The 19,102-nt window shown below is 72.1% G+C and carries 16 protein-coding genes; 6 read left to right on the top strand and 10 right to left on the bottom strand.

Annotation, left to right across the window (positions count from 1 at the left end; translation table 11 throughout):
• Positions 1-6 precede the first annotated feature (6 nt).
• From OG522_RS26230 to OG522_RS26220, 3 genes are read right to left on the bottom strand one after another with little or no spacing between them, the layout of a single operon-like run.
• Positions 7-1,317 (bottom strand): bifunctional RNase H/acid phosphatase, encoded by a 1,311-nt coding sequence (locus OG522_RS26230; protein WP_329465453.1) that lies wholly within the window; start codon positions 1,315-1,317, stop codon positions 7-9.
• On the bottom strand, positions 1,318-2,061 hold the full coding sequence (locus OG522_RS26225; protein WP_329467743.1) for a zinc ribbon domain-containing protein: 744 nt from the start codon (positions 2,059-2,061) through the stop codon (positions 1,318-1,320).
• Positions 2,058-2,906: a Nif3-like dinuclear metal center hexameric protein gene (locus tag OG522_RS26220; protein WP_329465452.1), complete on the bottom strand. Its 849-nt coding sequence runs from the start codon at positions 2,904-2,906 to the stop codon at positions 2,058-2,060. The genes OG522_RS26225 and OG522_RS26220 overlap by 4 nt, the downstream gene beginning before the upstream one ends.
• A gap of 292 nt (positions 2,907-3,198) precedes the next feature.
• Here OG522_RS26220 and OG522_RS26215 point away from each other — a divergent pair, with 292 nt between their 5' ends.
• Together OG522_RS26215 and OG522_RS26210 are read left to right on the top strand one after the other, a co-directional pair.
• Positions 3,199-4,320, top strand: a complete 1,122-nt coding sequence (locus OG522_RS26215) for a hypothetical protein (protein WP_329465451.1) — start codon at positions 3,199-3,201, stop codon at positions 4,318-4,320.
• A 55-nt stretch (positions 4,321-4,375) separates the two neighbouring features.
• On the top strand, positions 4,376-4,522 hold the full coding sequence (locus tag OG522_RS26210) for a hypothetical protein (protein ID WP_329465450.1): 147 nt from the start codon (positions 4,376-4,378) through the stop codon (positions 4,520-4,522).
• A gap of 141 nt (positions 4,523-4,663) precedes the next feature.
• On the opposite strand, the gene OG522_RS26205 is transcribed toward OG522_RS26210, so the two are convergent.
• From OG522_RS26205 to OG522_RS26195, 3 genes are read right to left on the bottom strand one after another with little or no spacing between them, the layout of a single operon-like run.
• Positions 4,664-5,608: a 3-oxoacyl-ACP reductase gene (locus tag OG522_RS26205; protein ID WP_329465449.1), complete on the bottom strand. Its 945-nt coding sequence runs from the start codon at positions 5,606-5,608 to the stop codon at positions 4,664-4,666.
• Positions 5,609-5,653: 45 nt separating this feature from the next.
• On the bottom strand, positions 5,654-6,730 hold the full coding sequence (locus OG522_RS26200) for a Zn-dependent alcohol dehydrogenase (RefSeq protein ID WP_329465448.1): 1,077 nt from the start codon (positions 6,728-6,730) through the stop codon (positions 5,654-5,656).
• Between the two features lie 34 nt (positions 6,731-6,764).
• Positions 6,765-7,619 carry a MaoC/PaaZ C-terminal domain-containing protein gene (locus tag OG522_RS26195; protein ID WP_329465447.1) on the bottom strand — a complete coding sequence of 285 codons (855 nt, stop codon included), beginning with the start codon at positions 7,617-7,619 and terminating at the stop codon, positions 6,765-6,767.
• Between the two features lie 286 nt (positions 7,620-7,905).
• On the opposite strand from OG522_RS26195, the gene OG522_RS26190 reads away from it, so the two are divergent.
• From OG522_RS26190 to OG522_RS26175, 4 genes are all read left to right on the top strand, one after another.
• On the top strand, positions 7,906-8,820 hold the full coding sequence (locus OG522_RS26190) for an ATP-binding cassette domain-containing protein (protein WP_443074753.1): 915 nt from the start codon (positions 7,906-7,908) through the stop codon (positions 8,818-8,820).
• The gene (locus tag OG522_RS26185; protein WP_329465446.1) at positions 8,820-9,545 is read left to right on the top strand and encodes an ABC transporter permease; all 726 of its coding nucleotides are present in this window, start codon (positions 8,820-8,822) and stop codon (positions 9,543-9,545) included. The genes OG522_RS26190 and OG522_RS26185 overlap by 1 nt, the downstream gene beginning before the upstream one ends.
• Before the next feature lie 55 nt (positions 9,546-9,600).
• A complete protein-coding gene (locus OG522_RS26180; protein WP_329465445.1) occupies positions 9,601-10,803 on the top strand; it encodes a sensor histidine kinase in 1,203 nt (400 codons plus the stop codon).
• Between the two features lie 449 nt (positions 10,804-11,252).
• A complete protein-coding gene (locus OG522_RS26175; RefSeq protein ID WP_329465443.1) occupies positions 11,253-11,894 on the top strand; it encodes a response regulator transcription factor in 642 nt (213 codons plus the stop codon).
• A gap of 4 nt (positions 11,895-11,898) precedes the next feature.
• On the opposite strand, the gene OG522_RS26170 is transcribed toward OG522_RS26175, so the two are convergent.
• The 4 genes from OG522_RS26170 to OG522_RS26155 all read right to left on the bottom strand — a co-directional run bounded on the left by OG522_RS26170 (position 11,899) and on the right by OG522_RS26155 (position 18,697).
• On the bottom strand, positions 11,899-13,338 hold the full coding sequence (locus OG522_RS26170; RefSeq protein ID WP_329465441.1) for an MFS transporter: 1,440 nt from the start codon (positions 13,336-13,338) through the stop codon (positions 11,899-11,901).
• Between the two features lie 167 nt (positions 13,339-13,505).
• On the bottom strand, positions 13,506-14,705 hold the full coding sequence (locus OG522_RS26165) for a lipid-transfer protein (RefSeq protein WP_329465440.1): 1,200 nt from the start codon (positions 14,703-14,705) through the stop codon (positions 13,506-13,508).
• A gap of 14 nt (positions 14,706-14,719) precedes the next feature.
• The gene (locus OG522_RS26160) at positions 14,720-16,882 is read right to left on the bottom strand and encodes an acyl-CoA dehydrogenase (RefSeq protein WP_329465439.1); all 2,163 of its coding nucleotides are present in this window, start codon (positions 16,880-16,882) and stop codon (positions 14,720-14,722) included.
• A gap of 249 nt (positions 16,883-17,131) precedes the next feature.
• Positions 17,132-18,697 (bottom strand): serine/threonine protein kinase, encoded by a 1,566-nt coding sequence (locus tag OG522_RS26155; RefSeq protein WP_329465438.1) that lies wholly within the window; start codon positions 18,695-18,697, stop codon positions 17,132-17,134.
• Positions 18,698-19,102: the final 405 nt, after the last annotated feature.

Genomic DNA, 19,102 nt, shown 5'->3' with positions numbered 1-19,102 from the left:
GACCCCTCAGCCCAGATGACCCGTGTCGTTCAGCCCCCGAACAGACGCGTTCCCGTCCCCGTAATACGCCACTTCCGACAGCGCCGCCGCCGACAGTTCCATGCGGAACAGCGACTCGGGGGGCGCGCCCAGGGCCAGCCTGACCAGCGTTTTGATCGGGGTGACGTGGGTGACCGCGAGCACCGTGCGCCCGGGGTACCCGGCGATCAGCCGGTCCCGAGCCGCCGCGACCCGGCGGGCCACCGTCGCGAAGCTCTCGCCGCCCCCCGTCGGGGCGGACTTCGCCGAGGCCAGCCATGCGTCGAGGTCATCGGGGTACCGCTCGCGCACCTCGGCGAAGGTCAGCCCCTCCCACGCCCCGAAGTCCGTTTCGCGCAGGCCTTCTTCGATACGGACGTCGAGTCCGAGGCGGGCCGCCACCACGGCCGCCGTCTCGCGGCACCGCCGCAGCGGGGACGAGACGATCGCCTGGACGGTGCCCCGCCCGGCCAGCGCGGCCGCGGCCCGTTCGGCCTGGCCGCGCCCGACGGCCGACAGCTCGGGGTCGGTTCCGCCGCTGCCGGAGAACCGCTTCTCGGGGGTGAGGGCCGTCTCGCCGTGCCGTAGCAGGAGGAGCGTGGTGGGGGCACCCAGATCTGGCGCCGACCCCCAGCCGACGCTCGGCGTGGGGGAAGCAACAGCCTTGCCCCGTACGGGAGTTGAGGTGGCTGCCGTGGCCCCCGCCAGCGCCGCCCGCGCCCTGGCCGCGCCCGCGGCCGCATCCCCGACGACCCGGGCCGCGCCCATGTCCGTGTCCCCGGCCGCCGATTCGGCCCCGAGCGGACCGGACCCCGAACGACCGGACCGCGCCAGTTCCGCCATCGAAGCCGAGGGCTCCCAGCGCCGCCCCCGCTTGCCCGCGTCCATCGCCTCGTTGGCCAGCCGGTCCGCGTGCTTGTTGCGCTCGCGCGGGATCCACTCGTACGACACCTGCGCGGACGGCAGGATCCGCGCCGCCTGCTCCGCGAGCGGCTTCATGTCGGGGTGCTTGATCCGCCAGCGTCCCGACATCTGCTCGACCACCAGCTTGGAGTCCATGCGGACCCGCACAGAGGCCGCCGGGTCGAGTTCCCTCGCGGCACGCAGGCCCGCGATCAGCCCCTTGTACTCGGCGACGTTGTTCGTCGCGACGCCGATGAACTCGGCCGCCTCGGCGAGCGTCTCGCCCGTCGCCGGGTCGAGGACGACCGCACCGTACCCGGCGGGACCCGGGTTGCCCCGGGAGCCGCCGTCGGCCTCGACGACGAACTGGCGCCCCGCGGAAGGCACGGAAGGCACTTACAGACCCGATTCCGAGGTGCGCACCAGGATGCGACGGCAGTTCTCGCAGCGCAGCACGGCGTCCGGAGCGGCCGCCTTGACCTCGTTCACCTCAGTGATGTTGAGCTCCAGTCGGCAGCCCTCGCAGCGGCGCTGGTAGAGACGGGCCGCGCCGACACCGCCCTGCTGGCCGCGCAGCTTGTCGTAGAGCTTGAGCAGGTCGGCCGGTACGGAACCGGCGACGACCTCGCGCTCCTTGGTCGCCGAGGCGATCTCGGCGTCGAGCCCGGCGAGGGCGGCGTCGCGGCGGGCGGTCGCGTCGTCGACCTTGGCCTGGACGGAGGAGACCCGCTCGGTCAGTTCGGCGGCCCGCTCCTGCGCGGACTCGCGGCGCTCCATCACTTCGAGGACGACGTCCTCCAGATCGCCCTGGCGCTTGGCGAGCGAAACGATCTCGCGCTGGAGGCTCTCCAGGTCCTTGGGCGAGGACACCGCGCCCGAGTCGAGGCGCTGCTGGTCACGGACGGCGCGCTGGCGCACCTGGTCCACGTCCTGCTCGGCCTTGGTCTGCTCCCGGGCGGTGTCGCTCTCCTCGGTCTGCGCGGCGACGAGCAGGTCGCGCAGCTGGGTGAGGTCCTTGGTGAGGGATTCGATCTCGGCGTGCTCGGGCAGCGAAGTCCGCTTGTGGGCGAGCTGCGACAGGCGTACGTCCAGCGCCTGTACGTCGAGGAGGCGGATCTGGTCGGCGGGCGCGGCGTTCAGTTGGGGGCTCCATCAATAGAAGGGGAAGTGTGGTGGGCGGACCACGGGTCGGTGATCGTCTTCGAGACGTGAACCCTGAGGTCCCAGCCGTGACGGTCGGAAATCTCGTCGAGCTGGGCGGCGGCCTGCTCGCACCAGGGCCATTCGGTGGCCCAGTGCGCGGCGTCCACCAGACCCAGCGGTGAGTGCTGCACGGCCTCCGACACCGGGTGGTGGCGCAGGTCGGCGGTGAGGAAGGCGTCGGCTCCCGAGGCCCGTACGGCGTCGAAGAGACCGTCGCCGGAGCCGCCGCTGACGGCGACCGTGCGGATCGTCGCCGCGAGGTCGCCCGCCACGCGGATGCCCTGCGCGGTGGCGGGCAGGGCCGCGGCGGCGCGGGCGGCGAACTCGCCGAGCGTCTTCGGGGGGTCCAGCTCGCAGACGCGGCCCAGCCCCCGGCGCCCCGAGGGGTCGGTGGGGTCGGGCACGAGGGGGCGTACGACGCGTACGTCCAGGGCGCCGGCGAGGGCGTCGCTCACGCCCGGGTCGGCGGTGTCGGCGTTGGTGTGGGCGACGTGCAGGGCGATGTCGTGCTTGATCAGGGTGTGCACGACGCGGCCCTTGAAGTGGCCGGCGGCGACCGTGGTGGTGCCGCGCAGATAGAGCGGGTGGTGGGTGACGATCAGGTCGGCGCCCAGCTTCAGGGCTTCGTCGGCGATCTCCTGTACGGGGTCGACGGCGAACAGGACCCGCCGCACCTCGGCGTCGGGGTCGCCGCAGACGGTGCCGACGGCATCCCATCCCTCGGCCCGCTCGGGCGGCCAGAGGGCGTCGAGCGCGGCGATGACTTCAGACAGACGGGGCACGGACACAGGTTACCTGCGCCGCACGCCCCGCCGGTCGGCCGCCGGACGCTCCGCCGCGACGGGCAGGCACCGGCCGCTCCTCGGCAGGGAGGCGGACGCCGGGACGTGCCGCACCGGGCGGCCAAGAAATGGCTTAGGTATGCCTGGCCTTACATAAAACGTTCCTGCATACCCGTATCCCCCCGCACAGCAGAATCGCCCGACCACCACCCTTTGGTGTGAAGCGAGTGGTCTCGTGTTGTTCGTCAGGAAGTGCGAAAACTAGCTTCGGGGGCCGGAGGTGAGCCATCAGATGACGGCTTTGGCCATCGAGACCGCCGCTGGGGGCGGCACGGTCGGGAACACGGGATTCGCGATCACCGCGAACGGCGCGTACGCCGCGAGGCTGGTACGGCACGGCGGACAGGACACCTGGTTCCCGGAGCGCTGGACGCTCGACGGCCCCGAGCCGTACGCGGTCCCGCTCCCCGGCAACCAGCCGGAGGAGCCCGACGCCGGGGTGCTGCCCATGGCGGACGGCAGGGTCCTCATCCACCGCCGCATCGCCGATCGGCACTCCTTCGCGCTGCTCTACCCCACCGGGCCCGGCACCGGCGAGCTGCCGCTGGGCTCGGTCGAAGCGGCGCCGGACGGACTCGTGCTGCTTCCGCCGTCCCCGGACGGCAGTTGCGCCTACGCCCTGGCGGCCGGCCCGGCCGACACCGCGCTGTGGCTGGTGGCGGGCGGCGCGTTCGGGCCCGAGCTGGTGGCCCGGGTCAAGGGGCACTGCTCGGGCGGGGTGTGGCTGGACCGCACCGGCCGGATGCTCGCGCTCGACCGGGAGCTGGACGGCCGCACCAAGGCGGTGGCCGTCGACCTGGAACGCGGCGGCGAGGTCACCGAGTTGCTCGAAATCACCGAGGACAGCGACGACCGGCTGCTGCTCGCGGACGCCGACAGCGGACTGCTCCTGATCCGCTCCAACGCGCCGGGCCACGACCGCCTCGGCTGGGGCGTGCTGGGCTCCGCGCTCCCCATCCGCTTCCCCGAGTGCCTGCGCCTGGCGGACGCGGCCGTGACGCCGTTCGCCATCCAGCCGGGCCAGGTCCTGGTGCCGGAGTCGTGCGCGGTGGCCCTGCGCATCGACGCGGCGGGCGGCAGCTGGCTCGGCATCTGGCGCCCGGCCGGCCGCCATCTGCACCAACTGGCCGCCCCGCAGGGGTGGTTGGCGGGCCACGGGCTGTGGACGCCCGGGGGCGTGCTCCGGCTTCCGTCGAGCACGGAGGCGACCCCCTGTGCCGTGGTCGGCATGACGGCACCGCCGGACCCCGCCCCCGCCCCGCCGCCGGCCCCCGTCAAGCCCGCCGCGCCCAAGCCCGTACCCCTGGCCCAGGCACCCCTGACCGGGCGTCGGCAGCCGTCGAGTGATCGTTAGAATCGACGCGCTGTACGAGGGATACGTGAACACAACAACGGGGTGACCACAGCTCATGTCCAACCAGACCGACATCCGTCCGCAGGAGACGGGGAACGACGGCGCAGGCAAGCACCGGGGCGGGGCCGCGGCGACCGAGGACTCGGTGACGCCGGCCCACGGCCGCCACCGCCGCGAGGAGAACGCGGGCAGCAACGCCTGACGTCGCCGTACGCGCAGAGGCCCCCGGGGGCGTACGGGGGGTCTACCGGTCCCCGCAACACCCTGACTTTCAGGGAGCTGCGGGGACCGTGGATTTTGAGGTACTGAAGACCCCCGGGGGCCTTGCTGTGCGGTGCCTGGCTCAGCCCCGCTTGAGGCCGAGCACCTCGGCCGCGGCGAAGGTCTCGCCGGCGGGCCGGTCCTCGTAGTACGGCGAGATCAGCTCGTCCAGCTCCTCATACGAGAAGGCCTCCTTCGCGGAGTCGAACTTGGCGGCCACCCTGGGCCGTTCCACGATCGCGACCATTCCGCCGTGCACCACGAGGAGCTGGCCGTTGACCTTGGCCGCCGCCGGGGACGCCAGGTAGCCGACCAGCGGCGAGACGTGCTCGGGCGCCAGCGGGTCGAGCTGCCCCTCCTCGGGCTCCTGGAAACCCGCGAACACGTCCTCGGTCATGCGCGTGCGGGCGCGCGGGCAGATGGCGTTGGCCGTCACCCCGTACTTGCCGAGCGCCAGCGCCGTCGAGGTGGTCAGGCCCACGATGCCGCCCTTGGCCGCCGCGTAGTTGGGCTGGCCCGCCGAACCGGCGAGGAAGGCCTCCGAGGAGGTGTTGACGATCCGGCCGTAGACCGGGCCGCCGGTGGCCTTGGAGCGCTCGCGCCAGTGCGAGGCGGCGAAGTGGGTGGTGTTGAAGTGCCCCTTGAGGTGCACATGGATCACCGAGTCCCACTCGGACTCGCTCATCGAGAAGATCATCCGGTCCCGCAGGATGCCCGCGTTGTTGACCAGGATGTCGAGCTTGCCGTACGTGTCGATGGCCAACTGGACCAGTTCCCGGGCCTGTTGGTGGTCGGCCACGTCCCCGGTGTGGGCGACGGCCGTCCCGCCGGCGGCCCGGATCTCGGCGGCGACGTCCTCGGCCGGGCCCTTCGACGCCTGGCCCGAGCCGTCGCGGCCCGGCCGGCCGAAGTCGTTGACGACGACGGCCGCGCCGAGCCGGGCGAGTTCCAGTGCCTCGGCCCGGCCGAGGCCGCGCCCGGCTCCGGTGACGATCGCGGACAGGCCTTCAAGTGGCAGTGCTGCCATGCCGGTTGGGTCCTCTCGCAGTGGGGATGAACGGCCGGGGCGGGCTCAGATCTCGATGCAGGTGCGCAGGGCCTCGCCGCTGCGCATCTGGTCGAGGGCGTCGTTGATCCCCGCCAGCTGCACCCGGTGGGTGATCAGGCCCTCCAGGTCGATCCGGCCCGCCCGCCACAGCGCTATGGCCCGCTCGTAGGAGCGGAGCACGTCGCCGCCGCCGTACATCGACGGCAGGATGCGCTTCTCGTCGAAGAACAGCTCGAACATGTTGACCTGGAAGAAGTCGTCCATGGCGCCCGCGCCGACCACGCACAGGGTGCCGCCGCGCCGGGTGTTCTCGTACGCGGTGCGGGCGGTCGCGGACCTGCCGACCACCTCGAAGACGTAGTCGAAGCCCTCGCCCGCCGTCACGCGCTGCTTGGCGTCGGCGAACTCGTCCGGCGAAACCGCCTCGGTGGCGCCGAACCTCAGCGCCGCCTCGCGCCGGGACGCCACCGGGTCGACGGCGACGATCTGCGCCGCGCCCTGCACCCGGGCGCCCTGGATGGTGGAGATCCCGACCCCGCCGCACCCGATGACCGCGACGGACGAGCCCGCCTCCACCTTCGCGGTGTTGATGGCCGCGCCGAGGCCGGTGGTCACCCCGCAGCCGATCAGCGCGGCGATCTCGTACGGCACGTCGTCGGGGATCGGCACCGCGCAGCCGGCCGCCACGACGACCTCCTCGGCGAAGGTGCCGGTGCCCGCGAAGCCGAACACGTCGCCGCCGGGCCGCCTGAAGTTGGGGGTTCCGGCGTTCATGAACCCGGCCAGGCACAGCTGGGTCTGGCCCCGCCTGCAGGACGGGCAGGCCCCGCACGCGGGCAGCCAGCACATCAGCACCCGGTCGCCCTGCTTCAGGCTCGTCACACCGTCGCCCACGTCGATGACCTCCCCGGCCCCCTCGTGGCCGGGGACGAACGGCGCGGGCTGCGGCAGCACGCCGCTCATCGCCGAGAGGTCGGAGTGGCAGAGCCCGGTGGCGCGGACGCGGAGCTTGACCTTCCCCGGCCCGAAGCCGGTCGCCTCCACGTCGTCGAGCACGTCGAGCTTGTCCTGGCCGATCTCGTGCAGTACGGCTGCGCGCATGGCGCGGCTCCCCTCAAGTCCCTTGGGAACAAGGTCAGTTGTGTTCCACGATGGTGTCGGAAAGCACCGGCGCGTCGTCCCGTTCGACGGCTGTCACCGACACCTGGACACGGCCGGGGCCCGACCACATCCGGATGCGCAGGGTCTCGCCCGGGAAGACGACGCCGGTGAAGCGGGTGGCGTACGAGCGGACGCGGGTCACGTCGCCGTCCAGGAGCGTGTCCACGACGGCCTTCAGCGTCATCCCGTAGGTGCAGAGCCCGTGCAGGATGGGCCGGTCGAAGCCCGCGAGCTTGGCGAAGTCGGGGTCGGCGTGCAGCGGGTTCCAGTCGCCGGACAGCCGGTAGAGCAGCGCCTGCTCCTCGCGGACGGGACGCTCGACCACCTGGTCGGGGGCCCGGTCGGGCTGCTCGACACGCGCCGAGGGCCCCCGGTCCCCGCCGAAGCCACCCTCGCCCCGCACGAAGATCTGCGCGTCACTGGTCCACAGCGGCCCGTCCGCGTCGGCGGCCTCGGTGCGCAGGACCAGGATGGCGGCCTTGCCCTTGTCGTAGACGGCGGCGACGCGTGAGGTCGAGGTGGCCTCGCCCCGCACGGGGATCGGCCGGTGCAGGGTGATGGTCTGCCCCCCGTGCAGCACGGCCGCCAGGTCCACCTCGATGCCGGGCGCGGACAGCCCGCCGACCACGCCCATCCCGGCGCCCGCGACGGTCGCGAAGGAGGGCAGGACGTGCAGCCGTGACTCCAGGGTGTAGCGCAGCTCGTCGGGGTCGGTGGCCGGAGCGCCCGCGCCGAGCCCCAGGTGGTAGAGCTGTACGTCCTTGTGGTCCCAGGTGATCCTGGTGGACCGGGGCTCGGCGGCGATCGCCTTCGCGGCATCAATGGGCATGTGGATGCTGCTCCTTGAGCGTTGTGCGGGCACGGAGGAAGACCTCGGCGCGGTCGTCCGCACCGTCGGCCGCACCGAGGTCGTACTGGACCGGACCGAGGACCCGTTCTAGAACGCGTTCTAGGCCGATGGCCCCTAGGTATAGCGCACGCCCCAGCAGTTGTGAAGCCTCCTGACGTCGCGTCAGATACCCTCCTTGGGCGCCCCGCACCATGACATTTGTCCTGCCCAGGTCCGTACAACCGCATCTGGGGCGCGCCCCTTGGCACTCCGTAGCGTTCAGGGCATGACGCAGATGACGACACAGAGCGCGACGGCGGTCCGCTTCAGCGGGGTGGTGAAGTCCTACGGGGCGGTCCGGGCCGTGAACGGGGCCGAACTGACCATCGGACGCGGCGAGACCGTCGCGCTGCTCGGCCGCAACGGGGCCGGCAAGTCCACCACCATCAGCCTGCTGCTCGGGCTGAACGAACCCGACGCGGGCGAGGTGCGGATCTTCGGGCGGACCCCGGAGCAGGCCGTACGGGCGGGCCTGATCGGGGCGATGCTCCAGGAGGGCGGGGCGGTCCCCCGGGTCACCGTGCGCGAGCTGGTGTTCTTCATCGCCAGCATGTACCCGAAGCCGATGCCGGTCGCCGAGGCGCTCGCGCTCGCCGGGCTCACCGAGTTCGCCGACCGCCGGGTCGACAAGCTCTCCGGCGGCCAGACCCAGCGGGTCCGGTTCGCCATGGCGCTTGCCGGCAACCCCGAACTGCTGCTGCTCGACGAGCCGACGGCCGCGCTCGACGTGGAGGCGCGCCGGGCGTTCTGGGATTCGATGCGCGTCTACGCCGGGCGCGGCAACACCGTGATGTTCTCCACGCACTACCTCGAAGAGGCCGACGACAACGCCGACCGGATCGTCGTCATCGACCGGGGCCGCATCGTCGCCGACGGCCCCGGCGAGTCCATCAAGCGGGCGGCCGGCGGCAGCCTGGTCTCCTTCGACCTGGCGGGCATGGCGACCGAGGGCCTCGCGCTGCTGCCCGGGGTGGCCGCGGTGGAGATCCGCGGCGACCGGGCCCACCTGCGCACCGACGACTCGGACGCCACCGTCGTCGCGCTGGCCGCGATGGGCGCCGTACGCCGCCTCGAAGTGGCCCCGGCCAGCCTCGAAGACGCCTTCCTCTCCCTCACCGCACGCGAAAGCGAGACCGTCTGATGTTCGAGTACATCAAGCTGGAGATGCGGCGCACGCTCCGTGACGCCTCCTTCGTGGTCTTCGGCATCGGAATGCCGGTGCTGATGTACCTGCTCTTCACCAACATCGGCGGCGGCCAGAACAGCGACGCCGACTGGAAGGTCTCCTCGATGGTCGGCATGGCGGCCTACGGCGCGCTGGGCTCGGCGCTCGGCACCGGGACCGGTGTCGCCTCCGACAAGGCGATCGGCTGGCTGCGGCAGATGCGGATCGCTCCGCTGCGGCCGACCCGGGTGGTGACCGGGCGGGCGATCAGCGGCTCGGTGACCGTGCTTCCCGGCATCCTCGCCGTGCTCCTGTCCGGCGCGCTGATCAACGGCGTGCGCCTGGACGCCTGGCAGTGGGTGGCGCTCACACTGCTGCTGTGGATCGGGGCGCTGCCCTTCACGATGCTGGGCCTCGGCAACGGCTACCGGCTGTCCGCGCAGGCCACCGGGGTGGTCAACGTGGCCTGCCTGATGGGCCTCGCGATCCTCGGCGGCCTGTGGTTCCCGGTCTCGGCCTTCCCCGGCTGGCTGCGCGAGATCGCCGAGTACACTCCCACCCACCGCTTCGCCGACCTGGGCTGGGCCACCTCGCAGGGCCACGCCCCGGGCGCGGCCACCATCGCCCTGATGGGAGCCTGGCTGGTGGCCTTCGGTGCGTACGCCGTGGTCTCCTACCGTCGGTCCGCACGGACCGCGTGAGTGCCGGGCACCGGGGCCGGGTGAACTCATGAGCCGTAGTCACGGGGAGAACGAGATGCCATCACTGCTGCCGAAACTGCCGTCGCGGGGCGAGAAGGCCTGCGAGTCCCCCGGCCCGCCCGCCAACGGCTACACCTTCCTGCCGTGGCTGTTGATGGGCACCGGCGCCGTCGTCGAGGTGGCCAAGGGCAAGGTGGAATACCCCTGGCTCGGCGGCCTCGGCATCCTCGCCTTCGTCGTGCTGTACGCGAACGTCGCCTTCCGCGCCCTGGACAAGCAGCGGCGCGAGGAGCGGGCGACCCTGGTCCTGCTCGGCGCTCTCGCCGCCGTCACCTACGCCCTCGGACTCGGCTACGGCGGCGTCTGGCTCCTGTTCTTCCCGCTGCTCTCGCTGACCTGCGGCGCGGCGGTACGCGACAAGCGGCTCGGCTACGTGATCCTGGTCCTGGCGGTGTCGGTGGGGGCGATCTCGGGGCTCAGGACCGGCGACCCGTGGAGCAACATGACCATCGCGTACGGGACGTTCATGTCCGGCATGGTGATCGCGGCGCTGCTCTCCCTCTCCGACACGATCCGCGAACTGCGTGACACCCGGCAGGAGTTGGCCCGTACCGCGGTCGAGAAGGAGCGCCTGCGCTTCTCCCGCGATCTGCACGACCTGCTCGGCCACACCCTGTCCGTCATCGTGGTGAAGTCGGAGGCTGCTCGCCGGATCGCCCGGCGCGACCTGGACGCGGCCCTCGGCCAGGTGGCCGACATCGAGTCGGTCGGCCGCCAGGCGCTCACCGAGATCCGCGAGGCCGTCACCGGCTACCGCGAGGGCAGCCTCGCCACCGAACTCGACCGGGCCCGCTCGGCCCTGAGCGCCGCCGAAGTCGAGCCGGTGGTGCGCCAGTCGGGGCCGCCACTGCCCGCGCAGGCCGAGGCGCTGCTCGGCTGGGTGGTCCGCGAGGCGGTCACCAACGTCGTACGCCACAGTGCGGCCAGCCGCTGCGAGATCGTGGTGGACGGCTCGCCGGAGCGCGTGACCCTGAAGATCACCGACAACGGCAAGGGCGCGCCCGCCGCGCCCGCCCCCGCCCCGCGGATCGGCGGCACGGGCCTCAAGGGCCTCACCGAGCGCCTGGCCGCGGCGGGCGGCTCACTGACCGCGGGCCCCGCGCCCCGCACCGGCTTCCAGGTCACCGCCGAACTCCCGGTGGACCCCCAGGACTCAGCCCTGGACGCCGAACTGACCACGACCCCGGCCCACCACTGACGCGGGGGCGGGCATGCCCAATCGGGGGTCCAGCCACCAACTCCGTGCCACTTAGGGCGAGTTGTCGGCCCCGACGACTGCCCTGCACCGGGCACTGTCGGGGCCGTCCATCGTTCCCGGCCCCGGATCAAGTGCCGTGCGGGCATGCCCTTTTGACGTGCTCAGCCGTGCGGGCGATGGTCGAGCAATCGTCTGCAACTGGATCGGCAGAGGGAGAGGTCATGCGCTTGCGTTTCCTGGGGACCATCCCCGACACCGGCAAGGGCGACTCGCCCACCATTTGGCTGGACGAGGACGCGTACGCAGAGAATGAAGCCCCGTGCGGTTCGCCGAGCGGGCTTTCCCATGCCCGCGAGCGGCGTTCAGCGGCCCCCGGTTCAGCGGCCCCCTGCGTGCCGGCCGGGGCTTTCCTGTGCCCTGAGCTGGGGTCCTGGCCGTAGCCTGACCGCATGGATGAGATGCCCCAAGACCACCGGCCGGCAAGATGTACAAGGGTTCTCCTCGCCGAGGACCAGGGGATGATGCGCGGCGCGCTCGCGCTGCTGCTCGGGCTCGAAGAGGACATGGAGGTCGTCGCCCAGGTCTCGGCGGGCGACAAGATCGTCTCCGAGGCCCTCGTGTCGCGTCCCGATGTGGCCCTGCTTGACATCGAACTGCCGGGCCGCAGTGGTCTGGACGCGGCGGCCGACCTCCGCGAGGAGGTCCCGGACTGCCGGGTGATGATCCTCACGACGTTCGGCCGCCCCGGCTATCTGCGCCGCGCGATGGAGGCCGGCGCGGCGGGCTTCCTCGTGAAGGACGGTCCCGTCGAGGACCTCGCGGAGGCGATCCGCCGGGTGCTGCGCGGCGAGACCGTCATCGACCCGGCCCTCGCGGCCGCCGCCCTCAGCGCGGGCCCGAGCCCCCTGACCGCCCGCGAACGCGACGTCCTGAACGCCTCGGTGGACGGCGCGACGGTGTCCGACATCGCGAAGAAGCTGCACCTGTCGGAGTCGACGGTACGCAACTACCTGTCGTCGGCGATCGGCAAGACCTCCACGCGCAACCGCATGGAGGCGGTCCGGGCCGCTCGGCAGCAGGGCTGGCTGTAGTACCTCAGCCGCGGCGGGCGGGGCTCGCCGCCCTGGGCAGCCACAGCAGCGCGAGCACCACGCTGCCCAGGAGCACGAATCCGCCGACGCGGAAGGCGAGCGCGTAGCCCGCCGTGAGGGACTCGGCGCTCTGGACCGCCCCCGTCCGGGACGCCGCCACCGTCGACAGCACGGCGAGCCCCAGCGCCCCGCCCATCGTCCGGGACGTGTTGATCAGGCCCGACACGAGCCCGGCCTCACCCGGTGCGGCTCCCGAAGTGGCCAGTGCCGCGAGGGGAGTTGTGGCGATCCCGGCACCGGTCATCATCAGGATGCCGGGCACCAGGACGGACAGCCAGTACGGGTCGTCCGCCCGCATCGTGGACTGCCAGCCGAACCCCGCCGCGGTGACCAGCATGCCGAGCACGGTCAGGTTCCGCGCCCCCGTCCTCGGCATCAGGCGCGGCGCCAGCTTCGAGCCGAGGACGACGCTGAGGGAGCTCGGGATGAGGGCGAGTCCGGCGGTCAGCGGGCTGTAGCCGAGAACGTTCTGGGCGTACAGCGTCATGAAGAACCAGGTGCAGAACATCGCCGAACCGCACACGAACATCACCGCGTTCGCGGCCGAGACCGCACGCAGCCGGAACAGGCGCAGCGGCATGAGCGGCGCGTTCGTACGCGCCTCGACCAGGAGGAACGCGAGCAGCAGCACGAGCCCGCCGACCAGCGGGACCAGCGTCGCGGGCGCGGCCCAGCCCGCCCGTTCGGTCTGGACGATGCCGTACGAGAGGAGCGCGAGCCCGGCCGTGACGAGGACGGCGCCGGGCAGGTCGAGGCGGTGGCGCCGGCCGGCTCGGGACTCGGTGATCCACAGCGCGGCGCCGAGCAGCACGAGCGCTCCGACGGGCACGTTGATGAGCAGCACCCACCGCCACGACAGGGCGTCGGTGAGCAGCCCGCCGACGAGTCCGCCGGCCGCGCCGCCGCCCGCTCCGACCGCCGCCCAGGTGCCGATGGCCCGGGTGCGGGCGGCGCCCTCGGGGACGGCGGCGGTCAGGATGGTGAGGGTGGCCGGTGCGAGCACGGCGGCGCCGAGTCCCTGCGCGGCGCGGGCCAGGAGCAGTTGCCAGCCTTCCTGGGCGAGTCCGCCGCCGAGGCTGGCCGCGGTGAACAGGGCGAGCCCGACGAGGAACATCCGCTTGCGTCCGTACAGGTCGCCGGCGCGACCGCCGAGCAGCATGAACCCTGCGAAGGCAATGGCGTACGCGTTGACCACCCATTGCAGTCCGCCGGCGCTCATGCCGAGGCCGGCACGCATGGAGGGGAGGGCCACGTTGACGACGGACACGTCCAGTACGACGAGGAACTGGCCCGCGCAGGCGGCCAGCACGACCGGCCACGTGCGGGGGGTTCGGGGTGGGGCGGATATGTGGGTGTCTGCGGACGCGTGAGCCATGCGGGTCATGGTCGCACGGGGTGGGTGCCCGTTACAGCCCCTTTCCCCACCCCGCCCATCCATGCTCATCGTGCCCGTTACAGCCCCTTTCCTCGCCCCGCCCCTACCGCGCTCGTCCTCGAACGCCGGACGGGCCGAAAGACCCCCGTACCCAATGCTGCCAAGGGCGGGCGAGGTTACCGGCGCAGCAGCGTCACCACCGCCGCGCCTCCGAGGCCGATGTTGTGGGCGAGCCCCACCCGCGCGGCCGGGACCTGGCGCGGTCCCGCCTCGCCCCGCAGCTGCCACACCAGCTCAGCCGCCTGCGCAAGCCCCGTCGCCCCCAGCGGATGCCCCTTGGAGATCAGGCCCCCCGACGGGTTCACCACCCAACGGCCGCCGTACGTCGTCGCCCCGGACTCGATCAGCTTCCCCGACTCCCCCGCCCCGCACATCCCCAGCGCCTCGTAGGTGAACAGCTCGTTGATCGAGAAGCAGTCGTGCAGCTCGATCACGTCGACGTCCTCGATGCCGAGCCCCGAGCGCTCGTACGCCTGCCGGGCCGCTTCCCGCGACATCGGCTGGCCCACCGCGTCGATACAGCTTCCCGAGGCGAACGACTCCTGCGTGTCCGTCGTCATCGACTGCCCGACTATCTCAACTGCCCTGTCGCGCAGGCCGTGTTGGTCGGCGAACCGCTCCGAGACGACGACAGCGGCCGCCGCGCCGTCCGACGTCGGCGAGCACTGGAGTTTGGTGAGCGGGCGGTGGATGGTCTTCGCGGCGAGGACCTCTTCGACCGAATAGGCGTCCTGGAACTGGGCGTTGGGGTTGTTCGCCGAGTGCCGGTGGTTCTTGGCGCCCACCGCGGCGAGCTGCGCCGCGGTCGTCCCGTACCGCTCCATGTGCTCGCGGGCCGCGTTGCCGAAGATCTGCGCGGTGGGCGGGGACATCTCGAAGCCGTGGCGCGCCGCCATGATCCCGTAGTGGCGGGCCACCGGCGAGGTCGCGAAGGTGCCGCCGTCCGAGCCGGCGTCCGAGCCGCCGCCCAGCGCCCCCCGCTTCATCTTCTCGAAGCCCAGCGCGAGCACGCAGTCGCTGACGCCGCCCTCCACGAACTGCCGGGCCAGCATCAGCGCGCTCGCGCCCGTCGCGCAGTTGTTGTTGACGTTGTAGACCGGCACCCCGGTCAACCCCAGTTCGTAGACGGCCCGTTGACCTGCCGTCGACGCCTGGAAGCAGTAGCCCACCGGCACCTGTTCGACCAGGTCGTAGGTGACTCCCGCGTCCGCGAGCGCCGCGCTCCCCGCCTCCTTCGCCATGTCCCAGTACTGCCAGTCACGGGACTCCGGCTTCTCGAACCTGGTCATGCCTACGCCGACGATGTAGCTCTTCACGACAGGGGGACCCTTCAGTCTCGGGGCAGGCCGAGGATGCGCTCGGCGACGACATTGAGCTGGACCTGGGTGGTGCCGCCCGCGATGGTCAGGCAGCGCGACATGAGGAAGCCGTGTACGGCACGCTCGCCGGGGCCTTCGGCGACCGCGCCCTGGGGGCCGAGGAGTTCCAGGACGAGTTCGGCGGTCCGCTGCTGGTGCGGGGTCTGGACGAGCTTGCGGACGCTGGCCCCCGCACCGGGCTCCAGACCGGACACCTGTCGCATCGTGGTGCGCAGCGCGATGCAGGCCAGCGCGTGCGCCTCGGCCGCGAGCGCCCCGATCCGGGCCCGGCAGGCCCCGTCGAGGTCCCCGGCGCGGGCGATCAGCGCTTCGAGACCGGTGTCGAAGGCCACCTGGTCGGCCATGTGGACGCGTTCGTTGCCCAGTGTGTTGCGGGCGACCCGCCAGCCGCCGTTCACCTCCCCGACCACGGCGTCGGCAGGCAGCAGCGCCCCGTCGAAGTAGACCTCGTTGAACAGGGAGTCTCCGGTGATCTCCTTCAGCGGGCGGATGTCGATCCCGTCCGTCCGCTTCATGTCGATCAGGAAGTAGGTGAGCCCCTTGTGTTTGGGGGCCGTTGGATCCGTGCGGGCCAGCAGGATGCCGTAGTCGGCCCACTGCGCCGCGCTCGTCCACACCTTCTGACCGCTGACCCGCCAGCGGCCGTCCTCGGTGCGTTCGGCCCGGGTGCGCAGGGAGGCGAGGTCGGAGCCGGCGCCGGGTTCGGAGAACAGCTGGCACCAGAGCAGTTCGCCGCGCAGGGTGGGGCCGAGGAAGCGGTCCTGCTGCTTGGCGGTCCCGTACGCGAGGAGCGAGGGCACCACCCAGGTCGCGATCCCGAGGTCGCTCACCTTGACCCCGGCCCTCCTCAACTCCTCTTGGATGACCAGCTGTTGGACCGGGCCCGCGCCGAGTCCGTACGGGGCGGGCAGGTGCGGGGCGGCGTATCCGGTGGGCGCGAGGGCGCGGCGCACCGCGCCCGGGTCCAGGCCCCGTACGTTCTCGATGGCGGCGCGGGCCGGCCCGCGGAAGCTCTCGGCCTCGGGCGGCAGCTCCATGCGCAGTTCCCGGCGCGCGCCGCCGCGGGCCAGCCGCACGGCCCGCAGCCGGTGGACGTCCCCGGCCCCCAGGAGCTGGCGCGCGACCAGGGCCCTGCGCAGGTACAGGTGGGCGTCGTGCTCCCAGGTGAAGCCGATGCCACCGAGGACCTGGATGGAGTCCTTGGCGCAGCTGTACGCGGCGTCCAGCGCCGTCGCCGCGGCGAGCGACGCGACGAGGCCGCGCACCTCCGCGGGCTCGTCCATGGCCCGCGCCGCGTCCCACACCAGCGCGCGGGCCTGCTCCAGGCGTACGAGCATGTCCGCGCACAGGTGCTTGATCCCCTGGAACTGGCCGATGGGACGCCCGAACTGCTCCCTGACCTTGGCATACTCGGCGGCCGTCTCAAGGGCGCGGGCCGCGGTGCCGCAGGACTCGGCGGCGAACAGCAGGGCGGCGAGGTCATGGACGAGCGCGGAGTCGACGTCCAGGACCCGGGCGCCGGGGACCACGAGGCGCTCGGCGCGCACCTCAGCGGTGGGGCGGGTGGGGTCGGCGCTGTGGTGGGGGCGGATGCGCAGGGCCTCGGCGTCCACCGCGAGCCACAGCGTGCGGTGGTGGGCCTCGGCCGCCAGGATCACCAACTCCGCCTGGCCCGCGGTCAGTACGGGCGGCGCGGTGCCGTCGAGCAGCCAGCCGCCCTCGCACTCGACGGCGCTGAGCGTCCCGGCGCCCAGGGCCACGGCCCCGGTCCGCCGCCCCGCAGCGAGGTCCGCCACGAGGTCGCGGTGCCGACCGGCGCGGCGCAGCAGCTCGGCGGCGAGCACACCCGAGAGGTAGGGGCCGGGCAGCGCCGCGCGCCCGGCCTCCTCCAGGACGACGGCGAGTTCGGGCAGCGCGCCCCCGCCGAACTCCGCGCCGAGGTGGATCCCGAGCAGCCCCTGCTCGGCGAGCCCGTCCCAGTACCCCGGTCGCGCCCCGGCCGCCCCGGGCGCGTCGAGCAGCTTGCGCACCTCCTCGACCGGCACGGCCCGCGCCAGCCACCCCCGCACCGCCTCGGCGAGCTCCCGCTGTTCCTGCGTGATCGCGATGCCCATGTACGCCCTCACCCGTCGCCGGACCCGGAACGGCGCAAGAGTAGAACACGTTTCAATCTGACGGAAGGTCAGATCGCCATGCTTCCGGAACCCGGCCGCCCCGCCGGCCACCTGTCCCGTGGTGGTGGTCTCTTCGTACTGCATCTGATCTCGCGTAGACCAGAGTTACCTTGCGTCGATGTGGGCCGACATCCATGCATCAGCAGTTTCCTACATGGAGTGCCAGTTGTTCCGACACGAGGTGTGTTACTAAGTCGCCTTTTCTTCGCCCAGGCGGTTGGATGTATGCCACAGCGCCTCGGCGGCGATAGCGTTCGCCAGGAGCAGCAGCCAGCCCCCAGGCTCGAGCACGGAGCGGATGTCGTACGCGGGGTTGTCGTCGTTGACTGTCAGGCCGACTGTCATCGCGAGCAGGAACAGCCCGAGGAACGTGCAGGGGATGAGCCAGAGGCAGCCGAGTCCGGCCGCCGCGGTCGATAGGGAGCGGTAGCCGGAGTCCGAGGACAGCCGCAGCAGGTACAGAAGCCCACACACGATGAGCGCGACCGTGCCGAAGACGCCGATCGGGACGACTATCCAGTCCGAGTTCACGCCGCTGATGCCGCTCGGATACGCGGTCCACGGGTGGGCCCAGTCGAAGGACTCGGTCACCTGGGAGACCTGCTGCCCCGTGGAGTTGCTCGTCCAGGTCTCGGTCATGACCGGATTGGCCGCCGCCGCGAACAGCACCACCGCCGCGAACAGCAGCTTGACGAGATGGAGGACGACGACGGCCGTAGGGCCCTTCGGCTCGGGCGGTTCAGGCGGTTCGGCGACCCGGGTCGGCGCGAGCCGGTCGAGCAGAACGGTGTCGGCAGCGGCCGGGTCGCCGGGCCGGCCCAGGTCAGGGTCGTGCAGCAAGAGCCCCCGCAGCGCACCCGTTCGTTCCTGGATCGCGGCGCGGGCCCCGTCGATCCGCATCCAGGCCCCGGGGACGAGCGCGTCCCCAATTTCCCGCTCGCAGAGTTCGACGATCGTCGGTGCTTCGGGGCGTTCCCCAGGTTCCTTGTCGAGGCAGGCGGTGACCAGGTCGCGGAGCGGCGCGGAGGGGATCGCCGATAGGTCAGGTTCGTCGGCGACGATGCGGTGGGCCACGCCCCACTCGTTCTCCGCGCCGAACGCCTCGCGGCCGGTCGCGAGGAAGTACAGCGTGGAGCCGAGCGCGAAGACGTCGGAGGGTGCGCCGACGGTACGGCCCATGGCCTGCTCTGGCGACATGTAGAGCGGGGTGCCGATCCGGGTGGAGTGGCTGCTGTACGTCACGGACTGGGTCAGCGACTTCACGATGCCGAAGTCGATGACCTTGGGGCCCGTCTCGTCCAGCATGATGTTGCCGGGCTTGAGGTCGCGGTGCACGATGTGCCCAGCGTGGATGTCGGCGAGGGCGTGCGCGATGCCCCAGGCCAGGAGCAGTACCTGCGGGGCGGGCAGTGGGCCGTGCCCCGTGACGAGGTCGCGCAGGGTCGGCCCGGCGACGAACGCCGTGGCCAGCCAGGGCTGTTCAGCGTGCGGGTCGGCGTCGAGCAGCGGCGCCAGATGGGCGCCCCGCACCCGCTGCGCGGCCCGCACCTCCCGCGCGAACCGCTGCCCAAACTCGGCGTCCCGGGCGAACTCGGGCCGGATCACTTTCACCGCGGCCGACTGTCCGCCCGGCGAGGAGGCGATGAACACCTGCCCCATCCCGCCCTCGCCCAGCCGTGCTGCCAGCCGGAAGTCCCCCAGCTCCGCCGGGTCCTGCGCCTGAAGTGCCGTGAACCGGAATTCCGCTGTCGACATGCCACTCCTCTCCCCCGTCACCCGCCGCTGTGCCGCAGCTCCGCCCGGAACGAGGGCCTCGACCCGCTCCCAGGCACTGTCTGCGGCCACTTTGTCGTACGTGCCGTGCCCTGGGAAGAAGAACGCATCACGCGTTTGCGCTGGTACTACTTATGCCCGGATGTCCTCGCTGAGGTGGGCGCCAGGCTGGATTTTTCCTACCGAACCCACAGCCAGGTCCTGCAAAGTGTCAGCGGCTCTGACGTTCGTCGCACGTGGCCTGGAGCAGGTAGGCCTCGGTGCCGGTCTGGATGAGGCCGCATCGAAAGGCGATCCGATCCACGATGGCGCAGAGCCGACGACCCCCTGAAGGTCTTGTCCCGCTCGGCGAACGGGGAACATCTGCGGGCGGGGAGCGTAACGGCC

This window comes from Streptomyces sp. NBC_01431 (assembly GCF_036231355.1).
Lineage (GTDB): Bacteria > Actinomycetota > Actinomycetes > Streptomycetales > Streptomycetaceae > Streptomyces.
Note: the sequence above shows the minus strand (reverse complement) of the source record. Positions and strands in the feature narration are given on the sequence as shown.

Coding starts and splice junctions, on each gene's coding strand:
- OG522_RS26215 (WP_329465451.1), top strand. CDS start 3,199: ATGACGGCTTTGGCCATCGAGACCGCCGCTGGGGGCGGCACGGTCGGG.
- OG522_RS26210 (WP_329465450.1), top strand. CDS start 4,376: ATGTCCAACCAGACCGACATCCGTCCGCAGGAGACGGGGAACGACGGC.
- OG522_RS26205 (WP_329465449.1), bottom strand. CDS start 5,608: ATGGCAGCACTGCCACTTGAAGGCCTGTCCGCGATCGTCACCGGAGCC.
- OG522_RS26200 (WP_329465448.1), bottom strand. CDS start 6,730: ATGCGCGCAGCCGTACTGCACGAGATCGGCCAGGACAAGCTCGACGTG.
- OG522_RS26195 (WP_329465447.1), bottom strand. CDS start 7,619: ATGCCCATTGATGCCGCGAAGGCGATCGCCGCCGAGCCCCGGTCCACC.
- OG522_RS26190 (WP_443074753.1), top strand. CDS start 7,906: ATGACGCAGATGACGACACAGAGCGCGACGGCGGTCCGCTTCAGCGGG.
- OG522_RS26185 (WP_329465446.1), top strand. CDS start 8,820: ATGTTCGAGTACATCAAGCTGGAGATGCGGCGCACGCTCCGTGACGCC.
- OG522_RS26180 (WP_329465445.1), top strand. CDS start 9,601: ATGCCATCACTGCTGCCGAAACTGCCGTCGCGGGGCGAGAAGGCCTGC.
- OG522_RS26175 (WP_329465443.1), top strand. CDS start 11,253: ATGGATGAGATGCCCCAAGACCACCGGCCGGCAAGATGTACAAGGGTT.
- OG522_RS26170 (WP_329465441.1), bottom strand. CDS start 13,338: ATGACCCGCATGGCTCACGCGTCCGCAGACACCCACATATCCGCCCCA.
- OG522_RS26160 (WP_329465439.1), bottom strand. CDS start 16,882: ATGGGCATCGCGATCACGCAGGAACAGCGGGAGCTCGCCGAGGCGGTG.
- OG522_RS26155 (WP_329465438.1), bottom strand. CDS start 18,697: ATGTCGACAGCGGAATTCCGGTTCACGGCACTTCAGGCGCAGGACCCG.